This is a genomic window from Marinifilum breve, assembly GCF_003202155.1.
Classification (GTDB): Bacteria; Bacteroidota; Bacteroidia; order Bacteroidales; family Marinifilaceae; genus Marinifilum; species Marinifilum breve.
In genome coordinates this window covers 241,889-253,698 of the sequence record NZ_QFLI01000005.1, presented here as the reverse complement: position 1 = coordinate 253,698, position 11,810 = coordinate 241,889, and the positions used below count along the sequence as shown (strand labels likewise).

Here is an 11,810-nt window from a genome sequence, read left to right as displayed (position 1 = left end):
TAAGCAGCCAAGTAAAACTTTGTAAGTGCGTTAATAAATGAATAATGTAAGCCATATTGATATGAAAAAAATGGTACTTTTGCCTCCTAAACAACTATAGCTGATGCAGGTAAATAAAGGTTATCAAACAAGGCAATCGGGGAAAGAGAAAATAAAAGAAGCGGTAAAAATTGCATTACCCAAAGCTTATTCTACAACAAAATGGTTGCTAAGTATCATGATTCCGGTTTCTTTTGGTGTCATGATTTTAAACTATACAGGAGTCTTGGCTATAGTTTCTTCCTACTTGGCTCCTGCTTTCGAACTAATTGGCTTGCCTGGCGAATCGGCATTTGTTTTATTGACAAGTATTTTCACCAATATATATACTGCAATAGCTGTAATTACCAGTCTTGAAATGCAGGGTAGAGTAGTCACCATATTAGCAGTAATGTGTTTGGTTGCACATGGATTTATAATCGAAACTGCTGTTTTGAAAAAAACAGGATCATCAGTGCTTAGGATGATTCTGCTTCGTGTATTTGGAAGTTTTGCAATTGGTGCGGTTTTAAATTCGCTGTTACCTGGTGAATCGATTCAACAAATTAGTTCAATTGCCACATCAAAGGAATCATTTTCTATCATGTTCCTGGATTGGGCTCAGTCATCATTGTTGCTAGCCATTAAAGTAATTGTGCTAATTACTTTATTAATGATTTTTCAAAAAATATTGGAACTGTTTGGCATCATCAAGTGGATTTCGAAATTCTTGAAGCCATTGCAAGTTGTTATGGGATTACCGGAGTCGACCTCTTTTTCGTGGATAGTAGCAAATACATTAGGATTGGCTTATGGAGCTGCCATTATTATGGAGCAGGTTGATGAAGGGAAGATGAGTAAGGAAGATGCTGATTTATTGAATCATCATATTGCTGTGTCGCACTCTCAATTGGAAGATCCATTACTCTTTGCAGCCATTGGTGTTCCATTGGGATGGATGATTATTCCAAGGTTGATTTTAGGAATTGTAGTGGTTTGGATTTGCCGACTGGAACGATTTTTAAAATCGGTATTTGGTAAAAAATGTTAATCTATCGGATTGGTGTTAGATACTCTTTACGAATTAATGTATCTTTAAAAACTAAAATTTCGATTGATACATTATGCAACAATATCTTCAATTATTAGAAAGAGTTCTTGAAGAAGGGAACAAAAAGGAAGACAGAACAGGTACTGGAACCGTTAGTGTTTTTGGGCATCAAATGCGTTTTGATTTGTCTAAAGGATTTCCTGTTCTTACTACAAAGAAACTTCATTTAAAGTCTATTATTCATGAATTGCTATGGTTCTTGAATGGCGATACAAATGTGAAATATCTTCAAGATAATGGTGTACGCATTTGGAACGAATGGGCCGATGAGAATGGAGATTTGGGACATGTATATGGTTACCAGTGGAGATCATGGCCAAAAGAAAATGGTGAATCATTAGATCAAATCAAGCAAGTGGTTCACGATATTAAAAACAATCCAGATTCGCGTCGCTTAATTGTAAGTGCATGGAATGCTGGTGATATTGAAAATATGGCTTTGCCACCATGTCATGCTTTGTTCCAATTCTATGTTGCAAACGGTAAATTGTCGTGTCAGTTGTATCAGCGTAGTGCCGATATTTTTCTGGGGGTTCCTTTTAACATTGCATCCTATGCTTTACTTACCATGATGATGGCTCAGGTTTGTGATCTTGAACCAGGTGAGTTTGTTCATACTTTGGGTGATGCTCATATTTATATGAATCACTTGGATCAGGTTAAGTTGCAATTGACCAGAGAAACAAAAGATTTGCCTCAGATGAAAATTAATCCTGATGTGAAGAGCATTTTCGACTTTAAATATGAAGATTTCTCATTGGAGAATTATGAAGCACATCCTCATATCAAAGGAGCGATTTCAGTTTAATTACGAATTAACAATTACGAATTTAAAATGAAAAAGGACAATGTATTACAACAGAAGAGTTTTGCCTTTGCGGTTCGTATTGTGAATTTGTATAGATATTTAAATGAGAAAAAGAAGGAATATGTTCTTAGCAAACAGCTATTACGAGCTGGCACTTCTATAGGTGCTAATGTTGAGGAAGCGATTGGTGGGCAAAGTGAAAAAGATTTTTTTGCGAAGTTGACAATTGCTTATAAAGAGGCTAGGGAAACACACTATTGGCTGCGGTTACTAACTGCAACTAATTATTTAACAAATGAAGAGGGACAAAGTGTTTTAGAAGATACTGATGAATTGCTTCGTATCATTGGAAGCATTCAAAAGACAATAAAGCAACGTAATTCGTAATTATTAATTCGCAATTTATGACTTTATCAATCATAGTCGCAGCTTCCCGAAACAATGTTATTGGGAAAGACAATCAGCTAATCTGGCGCCTTTCGGCAGATTTGAAAAGATTTAAAGCGTTAACTACAGGGCATACCATTATAATGGGACGAAAAACTTTCGATTCCATTGGTAAGCCACTTCCTAATAGAACTTCGGTAATTATTACTCGTCAGGAAGATTACAAGCAGGAGGGATGTATTGTCGTTCATTCTTTGGAAGAAGCTTTGAATGCAGTTAAGGATCAGGAAAAAGTATTTATTATTGGCGGAGGAACAATTTACGAGCAGGCTATGGACAAAGCTGATGAGTTGTACCTTACATTGGTTCATAAAGAATTTGAAGGGGATACATTCTTTCCAGAAATTAAATCAACAGAATGGGAATCTATTGCTCGAGAAGATTGTATGCCTGATGAAAAGAATGAATATCCTTATTCATTTATCGATTACAAAAGAAAATAGTATGAATTTTAGATATTTAAAATTAGGCCTTGTTGCTTTTTTGTTCGCAGGAACAACGAATTCATGTTCAACAGGTTCTGATCCGGAAGATATTATTGATGATATTTTTACGGTTCCAGCGACCTATTGCTTAAACATTAATAATGGAATTAATGACATTGTAATGAATGTAAATGCCATTGTAATGAATAATTTGGATACCAAGAAGGATGTTATAGATGATGAGGTGCCAACCGGAGTTACACCAACCATTTACAGAACAGGAGAAGTAATTGATTCGGTAGTGATAGATTACGGTAGTGAAAAAACCATTTCATCTCTTGGAGGTAAATTTAAAGGTAAAGTGGTTGTTGACCCAGTAGATGAAAAATTACAGAAATTTGAGATTAGATTGCAAGAACTTGAGGTAAATAATTTTGATGTTACCGGAGCATTTAATTTTGATATTGTTGGAGATTTAGCTGGCAGAGATTTTTCGGTGTCATCTAGTACAATAAAATTTTCATTTACTGATCAGGAAAGTAATGTGGTTCCATTTCCAGTTAGTTCATTTGAAGCAGATTATAAATATATAAGGAGTGAAGAAGATGATGTTGATTATGTAGATGATATTTATAATCTTACCAGTGATATTGATATTACTTATCCTAATGGTGCTTTAATGTCATTGACCAGTCAGTCTGATTTATTGTATGCCTATGCATGTAAAAATGTTATTGGAGGTACTGCACTTTTTACACTGCAGGATATTGGTGAAGGAACCGTTAATTATGGTGGAGGCGATACTGTCGATCATTGCGATGGAGATGCAAGTGTAACTTCCCACGGAGGTACCATTACAATAAGCATGTAGAGATTTTATCATAGAGTAAAAAAAAAATACCGGAGACAAACTCCGGTATTTTTTTTATAAGATTCCGATACAATAAGACTACTTTATATTTTAAATCTGGTATCGGTTATGCGACTTTTAAACGTTTTAAGTTTACTTTTTCAAGTTTTTCGCTAGCATATTTGCTATCAATCGAAATTTTCTTGTCATCTCCAGAAGGCAATTCAAACATTGCATCCATCATGATTGCTTCACAAATCGAACGCAATCCACGAGCTCCCAATTTGAATTCCACAGCTTTGTCAACAATGTATTCTAATGCGCTCTCTTCGAAAGTCAATTCAATATCATCAATCTTAAACAACTTTGTATATTGCTTAACTATTGAGTTTTTAGGCTCTGTTAAAATGTTACGAAGTGCTTCTCTGTTTAATGGCTCCAGGTAAGTTAAAACTGGCAAACGACCAATAATTTCAGGAATCAATCCGAATGATTTTAAATCCTGAGGTGCAATGTACTGTAAGAAGTTTTCCTGATCAACTTGTTCTTTTTCCTTGCTTGCATTAAAACCAACAACCTGAGTGTTCATTCTTTGTGCAATTTTTCTTTGAATGCCATCGAAAGCACCACCACAAACAAAAAGAATGTTTTTCGTATTCACAGGAATCATTTTCTGATCAGGATGTTTACGACCTCCTTGAGGTGGAACATTAACAACTGATCCTTCCAATAATTTTAACAATCCTTGCTGAACACCCTCTCCTGAAACATCACGAGTAATAGATGGGTTATCGCTTTTACGAGCAATTTTATCGATCTCATCAATGAACACGATTCCTTTTTCAGCAGCTTCTACATCGTAATCAGAAGCTTGTAGTAATCTTGTTAAAATTGATTCAATATCTTCACCAACATAACCAGCTTCAGTCAATACAGTAGCATCAACAATGGTAAAAGGAACATGCAACATTTTAGCAATGGTTCTTGCCAAAAGAGTTTTACCTGTACCTGTTTCACCTACAAGAATGATATTCGATTTTTCAATCTCGATATCTTCATCGTCTCTCTCCTGAAGTAATCTTTTATAATGATTGTAAACCGCAACAGAAAGGTATTTTTTAGCTTCATCCTGACCAATTACATACTGATCAAGGAAAGCTTTAATTTCCATCGGTTTCAATAATTTAATCTCTTTCAGGTTAAGATCCGAACGATTTTTTAATTCTTCCTGTACAATTGAATATGCCTGGTCGATACAGCTATCGCAGATGTGACCACTAATTCCTGCAATCAGAAGGTTAGTATCTTTCTTCTCTCTCCCGCAAAACGAGCATTTATCCATGATATTGATTTATAGTACTAAAAATGCAAAGTTAATGATTTTACGATTAACTCTGCATTAGGTTTGTTTTGATTTTGAGATGATTGATTATTTCTCGCGCGTTAGCACTTCATCAATCATACCATATTCTTTAGCTTCCATAGCTGTCATCCAGTAATCACGATCAGAATCTTTTTCTACTTTTTCGTAAGTATTTCCTGAATGGTCAGCAATAATGGTATACAATTCTTTCTTTAATTTCAAGATTTCACGAGCGGTAATCTCGATATCCGAAGCTTGCCCTTGCGCTCCACCCATTGGTTGGTGAATCATGATTCGCGAGTGCTTTAATGCAGAACGTTTTCCTTTTGTACCTGCAGTTAGCAAAACAGCTCCCATTGATGCAGCCATACCAGTACAAATTGTAGCAACGTCACACTTGATGTATTGCATGGTATCGTAAATACCTAAACCTGCATGAACCGAACCTCCTGGAGAGTTAAAGTAAATCTGAATATCCTTAGAAGGATCAGTAGATTCAAGGAATAATAACTGAGCCATGATGATGTTAGCAACATAGTCATCAATTGGAACACCAAGGAAGATGATTCTATCCATCATCAGACGAGAGAAAACATCCATTGATGCAACATTAAGCTGACGTTCCTCGATAATAGTTGGAGAAATGTAGCTGTTGCTAATTGAAGTGTATTTATCCAATGTTAGGCTGTTGATGCCCATGTGCTGCGTGGCAAATTTTCTAAATTCGTCTTTTGGTACCATATAGATATGATTTTAAATTTCGTAGACCTAAATTAGTCAAAATTTCTCCATTTGAAAAGAATAGCTTAACAAAAACTTATTCAAGGATCAAAAAGAAAACCACGCCTCAAAAGAAGCGTGGTTTTTTCAGTATTGTAAGAGTTCTCCTTATTCAAACATTTTGTTGAATTCTTCAGTAGAAACTTCTTTTTCTTCAATTTTGATAGCACCTTTTAAGAACTCAACAATTTTGTTGTCGATCATACGTTCGTAGATCTTTCTTTGCTCTTCTTGATTTTGCATCATTTGCTGAGCGTAGTTTGTTAAGTATTCTTCAGGTACTTCCATCATTCCGTACTGCTGGAATTGCATTAAAGCTTGTTGTTTAGCAAACTCCATAACTTCTTCCTGCTCTACTTTAAGCTCGTTTTCTTCAGTCAATCTATTTTTAATTAACTGCCATTTGAACTCATCAACGTAGTTTGCGAAATCTTTCTCAACTTGCTCTTCGTTCATTTCTTTGTTGGTCGCAATAATCCAACGCTTCAAGAATGCTTCAGGAAGAGTCATTTTAGCTTTCTTAACCAATTTCTCTTTTGCATCGATTAAGAATTTGTAGTCGCTATCGTTTACCAATTGTTTTTCGATATCTTCTTTGATTCTGTTTTTGAATTCTTCTTCTGAAGAAACAGTTCCTTCACCAAATACTTTATCGAATAATTCTTGGTTCAATTCAGCGTTAACAAATTTGTTGATTTCTGTAATTGTAAATTGGAAATCAGAATCTAAAGTTTCAGCTTCTTCTTTAGAGATGTTAAGCATCGAAGCTAAATCAGTTTTGTTAGCGAAAGCTTTAGCTGGGTTAAATACCACAACTTCACCTTTTTTAGCGCCAATGAATTTCTTTTTAGCATCTTCATCAGCCATGTATTCTAATGAGATTGCTACATCTTCGCTAGTAATTCCTTCTTCTACAAGTTTACCTTCAGCGTCAACTTGTGCGTAGTTACCTTTCAAAAGTTCTTTTTCTTCAACAGCTTCAGCTGGCTCGTTTGATCCGAAACGACGAGCGTGCATTTCAACACCGTTCTCGATCATTTTCTCATCAACAGCAATTTTGAAGAAAGTCATCTTATCTCTTTTGCTAAGGTTAAGAGTGTATTCTGGAGTTAAAGCAATATCGAAAGCGAATTCGAAATCAGTATCTTTTTCCCAGTTGATTTCTTTTTGCTCAGTTTCGTTAGGAAGTGGCTCGCCTAAAATTTTCAAATCATTTTCGCGAATGTACTTCATAAGCTCATCGCTAAGAAGTTTGTTCACTTCGTCAGCTAAAACAGGAGTACCATACATTTTCTTGATCACACCCATAGGTACTTTACCTTGGCGGAAACCATTGATATTTGCTTTTTTACGATAGTCTTTTAAAACATCGTTTACACGACTTTCATAGTCTTCTTTAACAATCTGTAATTTGATTACAGCGTTTAAATCATCAATGTTGGTTTTTGTGATGTTCATTTTTTAGCTATTAAAAGATAAAACCTTATTAATTGAAAAAAAACCGCTCAACCATTGATACATTGTATCGTAGTATGGGCGGTTTAAGGTTATTTTTTCTGTAGTGCGGATGAAGGGACTCGAACCCCCACGCCTTACGGCACTAGATCCTAAGTCTAGCGCGGCTACCAATTACGCCACATCCGCGGGTTAATTGCGGTGCAAATATAGAGTTGTTTTTTATAATTTGCAACAGCAATCAGAAAAAAAATGAAGATTTTTTTGTGAAAAAATCTGTGATGAAAATCTATAAGTAAAATACAAAGCTATAAACCTATTGGAAGCCTTTATTTTACTGGTTTTCGAAGCTCAAAGTTCTTTCCTAGGTATACTCTTCGAACATCTTCATCGGCTGCTAATTCTTCAGCGGTTCCAGATTTTAAGATATTTCCTTCGAACAACAAATATGCTCTTTCTGTAATGGAAAGAGTTTCCTGTACGTTGTGGTCCGTAATTAATATACCAATGTTTTTATCTTTTAGATGACGTACGATATCCTGAATATCTTCTACAGCGATAGGGTCAACTCCGGCAAAAGGCTCATCCAAAAGAATAAATTTTGGTTTGATCGAAAGAGCTCTGGCAATTTCTGTTCTTCGTCTTTCTCCTCCTGACAATTGAATACCTAGACTTTTTCTGATTTTCTGAAGGCTGAATTCATTCAACATCTCTTCTAGTCGGTGAGCTTGATATTCTTTTGAGAAATCAGACATTTCTAAAACAGACTTAATATTGTCTTCAACACTTAGCTTTCTGAAAACTGAAGCTTCCTGTGCCAAATATCCGACTCCAAGTTGAGCTCTTTTGTATACAGGTTCTTGAGTAATCTCTCGATCATCAAGAAAAATTCTTCCTCCATTTGGTTGAATCAATCCTACAATCATGTAGAAAGAAGTTGTTTTACCAGCACCGTTTGGTCCTAATAGTCCAACAATTTCACCTTGTTTTACGTCAACCGAAACACCTTTAACAACAGTACGGCTCTTGTATCGTTTAATTAAATTCTCAGCTCTTAATATCATCCTTGTCCAATTGTTTTAATGGTTTGGAGTTGTGCAAATATAAAAAAGATATCCTTAGAAAGTGATTTGTAGCATTGCTCGAATCCCAAAATCTTCAAAATCCTGATAAGGATTATCATCTAGGTGAGTTAATCTCCACATAGCATCAATTCTAATAAATTTAAAGATATTTTCGATCCCAACACTTGCTTCAAAATATGGTTTGCTAACATCTGAAAGTCCATCTGGAAATCTCATATAAGCTTCAGTATTGGCTAGTGAACCATTGTTCTTATCACTTAACTTCCCAATTAGGCCTTTACCTGAAACCACAGTTCTCCATTTTAGTTTTCTAAATAATGGAATTCGATTTAATATTAATCCATTAAAATGATGCTCTACAAATAAGCTGGCGTATTGTTCGCTAGCGAATTCATAGTAGTTCATCATATTAAATGCATATGGATCGAAAGCATAAGTTTCATTTCCTTCGTGTAAGTGCAATAAAGGATATGGAACTTTACCAAAAAGCTTACCTCCTGAGGCTAAAAAGTACAAGTTTCCAAGAGGAGGAAGTTCGAACGTGTGCTCAACACTTAGGTCAATTTTCTGATAATCGTAATTTGAACCAAGCACATTTTTCATTCCCATAGTTAAATATAGATTCACAATAGGAATAGGACCACCTAAATGAACACGTTCAAATTCTCCCATAACAACTTTTTCGTTCTTTGTCCAACGTGTCCTTAATTCTAACTCAGAAGTTGTTATTCTTGATATTGGATTTCCTATGCGATCCTCGAATGGAACAAATTCAGTTGGCTTAATGTCACGATACCTAAACTTTAGAGTATTTGAAAATCCTTGAAACCATTCTTTTTCATAATGGGTTTCAAACTGGTTCAGCATGGTGAGCTTATTGTTCGGATTTCGTTTTAAAAGTGAAGCCAAGATGTTTCCTTCGGTAAATGCATTCGGACTTTTACCCAATTGATGAATGTCGTGTTTGTACTGCATCCCAAAAGTTTCTCGGGGCAGTTTATTAATCATGTACAGAAAGCCAAGTCCATATTTTAACTTTTCATCTTTGGTTCCATAAGCTAAATGACCATTTAGCATGATTTTAGTACTGAATTCATTTGAAGTTCTTCCTCCAAACATGAATCGATTACCTTCAATTTCGTTGAAACTATATAATTTATAGTATGGGCCATATTCAAATTTGCCATGAACGTAATAACCCGTTATGAAAGTTGTAACCACATCAACAATATTCTTATAGAGAGGCACATTTTGTATAGAATCAACCATAGCATAAATACCAGATTCCCTCTCTGATAATTGGTAAGGTCTAGCATCGTTCCAATATTCTGGAGGATGAGATAATGCATCTTCGTTTACGATAACATTATTGTCAAGTTTTATAATTTCCTCCTTTAATGGAACATTTACTTCTACATTTTTATACGATACTGTTTTTCTACCAAAGAAACCCATTTGTTTTGTTGAGTCTCTTTCGGTAAGCATGAAATCTACAAACAGATTTTGCTTTTTGAGAAACCAGGTTGAATCGTTTAGTTTTTGAAATTCGTTATTACTGACTAAATCTTTAACCCAGTTTAGGTTTACATCTTTTGCAATACGCATTTGCATATTTTGAATTGCAAAAGTTGTATCGGCTACCCAGAAATCTCCCACAAATGTTGGTTCTTGCTTTCTTTTAGGCTTAAAAGACATGTGATAGCACCAATTGCCATCACGATATGCGCTATCTGTAAGATAATACTTGTAGTACCTTAATCCTCCATCGGCAATTGGACTTACGAATCCCATATCAAACAGGTCGATGAAGTTGTCGTAAACATTAACGTTTTGATGAAGTTGACCGGTGAATTGGGCCAAGCTGGCATTGTCTTGAATTCCCGACATTTGTGATGCCTTTATTATTTCGCGTTCAACTCTACGTTTATCTTGATAATAATAATCAGACAAAGATTCTGTGATAAAAATCGGTAAATAAGGTTTGCCTGTAATTACAGAGGTATCCATGTAATCAAAAACAAATTGGAACTGACGCATGATTTTTTTATCCTTAAAATCTTCTTTGATATTGTTCAGGTCCATTTCCATCTTGGTGTAAGTTTCAGCCTGGAAAGACTTAAATCGAGATGGATTGTTTTTCTTTTTGTTTTTAATGATTTTGCGCAAAAGCACATGTGCAGGATTTTCGCCAGGAACAACCACCACCTCTTGAAGATCAAATGTTTCAGCTTCAAGTTCAACATTTAAAGTTTGAAATTTACCCTTCTGAACAGCAAATATTCTTTCTTTATAACCTACAAATGAAATGTAAATAGAATCTCCTGGAGTTCTGGTTTCCAGAAAATAATTACCGTCAAAATCTGTAGTGGTACCAATTGTTGTTCCTTTATAAGCAATGTTTACAAATGGTAATGCTTGTTTTGTTTTAGAATCAACAACTTTTCCTCTTACTTTCGTGGATTGTCCTATGGCATTTAAACTTAACAAAGAAAATGTAAGAACGCTTAAAAAGAAAAATCCTTTTTTTAGTATCTGCATCTTAATAAATAAATAATGCCTGAGTGTTTTAAACTCAAGCTTTAATAGTGTTTATTACAATTAACTGGCAATAACTTTAATCTAAGTCCAATTCAGCTTGATGTTTTTTCTGAATTCGTTTTGAAATTTTAATGCCAATTTCATAAAGTAACATTAGTGGCAAACAAACCAATACCTGGCTAAAGATATCGGGAGGAGTGATAATAGCTGATAAAATCAAGATTAACACCACAGAATGCTTTCTGTACTTTTTTAGAAATTCGGGAGTTACCAAACCAATTTTACTTAGGAAGAAAATAAGAACTGGTAGCTCGAAAATAACTCCACTTGCCAAAACAATTGAAGTTATTGATGAGATGTAGGATTTTAGGTTTATTTGATTCATTACTTGATCGCTAACGCTGTATGATCCCAAGAAATGAACAGATAGTGGGGTAATTAGGTAATAGCCGAAAAGAACACCCAGAGCAAACAAAAAGCTGGTGTAGAATATTGATCCTCTTGCGTGCTTCTTCTCGTTAGCATAAAGTGCTGGTTTTATAAAGCACCAAAACTCGTAAAATATATATGGAAAGCTTGCAATAATACCAGCCACCAATGAAACACTAATGTGAGTAGCAAATTGGCCTGCCATATTTATATTAATCACCTGAAATGGTGCAGTGTTTATTTTTAATGCTTCAACTCCTGTAAATTCTGCAACTCTGGCAAACATTCTGTTTGTGAAGAAATCAGGATTTTTAGGAGCTAAAATCAAATAATCAAAAATGAAATCGTAAAATATAAAAGCAGCAACGGCAAAAACAAGTACTGCAATTACAGAACGCATTAAGTGCCATCTTAAAACCTCAAGATGTTCAAGAAAACTCATTTGGTTGTCGTTTTGCTGTTGTTCTTTTTCTGACATAGTTAATTATTTTGTGAAGCTAA

The 11,810-nt window shown here is 34.9% G+C and carries 11 protein-coding genes and 1 tRNA gene; 5 read left to right on the top strand and 7 right to left on the bottom strand.

Features of this window, described 5'->3' with window-relative positions:
- Nucleotides 1-103 precede the first annotated feature (103 nt).
- The 5 genes from DF185_RS13020 to DF185_RS13000 all read left to right on the top strand — a co-directional run bounded on the left by DF185_RS13020 (nt 104) and on the right by DF185_RS13000 (nt 3,680).
- On the top strand, nt 104-1,069 hold the full coding sequence (locus DF185_RS13020; RefSeq protein ID WP_110361182.1) for a nucleoside recognition protein: 966 nt from the start codon (nt 104-106) through the stop codon (nt 1,067-1,069).
- Between the two features lie 73 nt (nt 1,070-1,142).
- Entirely contained in the window at nt 1,143-1,937 is a 795-nt protein-coding gene (locus DF185_RS13015) for a thymidylate synthase (RefSeq protein WP_110361181.1), read from the top strand.
- Between the two features lie 27 nt (nt 1,938-1,964).
- On the top strand, nt 1,965-2,324 hold the full coding sequence (locus DF185_RS13010; RefSeq protein ID WP_110361180.1) for a four helix bundle protein: 360 nt from the start codon (nt 1,965-1,967) through the stop codon (nt 2,322-2,324).
- 17 nt (nt 2,325-2,341) lie between these two features.
- Complete coding sequence (locus DF185_RS13005) at nt 2,342-2,827, top strand: dihydrofolate reductase (protein ID WP_110361179.1); 486 nt, start codon at nt 2,342-2,344, stop codon at nt 2,825-2,827.
- A 1-nt stretch (nt 2,828) separates the two neighbouring features.
- Nucleotides 2,829-3,680 (top strand): hypothetical protein, encoded by an 852-nt coding sequence (locus DF185_RS13000; RefSeq protein WP_133250035.1) that lies wholly within the window; start codon nt 2,829-2,831, stop codon nt 3,678-3,680.
- A 106-nt stretch (nt 3,681-3,786) separates the two neighbouring features.
- Here DF185_RS13000 and clpX read toward each other — a convergent pair whose 3' ends face one another.
- From clpX to tatC, 7 genes are all read right to left on the bottom strand, one after another.
- Nucleotides 3,787-5,001: an ATP-dependent Clp protease ATP-binding subunit ClpX gene (clpX, locus tag DF185_RS12995; RefSeq protein WP_110361177.1), complete on the bottom strand. Its 1,215-nt coding sequence runs from the start codon at nt 4,999-5,001 to the stop codon at nt 3,787-3,789.
- 87 nt (nt 5,002-5,088) lie between these two features.
- Nucleotides 5,089-5,763, bottom strand: a complete 675-nt coding sequence (clpP, locus tag DF185_RS12990; protein ID WP_110361176.1) for an ATP-dependent Clp endopeptidase proteolytic subunit ClpP — start codon at nt 5,761-5,763, stop codon at nt 5,089-5,091.
- Nucleotides 5,764-5,910: 147 nt separating this feature from the next.
- Complete coding sequence (tig, locus tag DF185_RS12985; protein ID WP_110361175.1) at nt 5,911-7,260, bottom strand: trigger factor; 1,350 nt, start codon at nt 7,258-7,260, stop codon at nt 5,911-5,913.
- Between the two features lie 104 nt (nt 7,261-7,364).
- Nucleotides 7,365-7,446: transfer RNA gene (locus tag DF185_RS12980), tRNA-Leu, on the bottom strand.
- A gap of 140 nt (nt 7,447-7,586) precedes the next feature.
- Nucleotides 7,587-8,321 carry an LPS export ABC transporter ATP-binding protein gene (gene lptB, locus DF185_RS12975; protein ID WP_110361174.1) on the bottom strand — a complete coding sequence of 245 codons (735 nt, stop codon included), beginning with the start codon at nt 8,319-8,321 and terminating at the stop codon, nt 7,587-7,589.
- Nucleotides 8,322-8,375: 54 nt separating this feature from the next.
- Entirely contained in the window at nt 8,376-10,880 is a 2,505-nt protein-coding gene (locus DF185_RS12970; RefSeq protein WP_110361173.1) for a DUF5686 and carboxypeptidase-like regulatory domain-containing protein, read from the bottom strand.
- A 76-nt stretch (nt 10,881-10,956) separates the two neighbouring features.
- Nucleotides 10,957-11,787: a twin-arginine translocase subunit TatC gene (gene tatC / locus DF185_RS12965; RefSeq protein ID WP_207784647.1), complete on the bottom strand. Its 831-nt coding sequence runs from the start codon at nt 11,785-11,787 to the stop codon at nt 10,957-10,959.
- Nucleotides 11,788-11,810 lie beyond the last annotated feature (23 nt).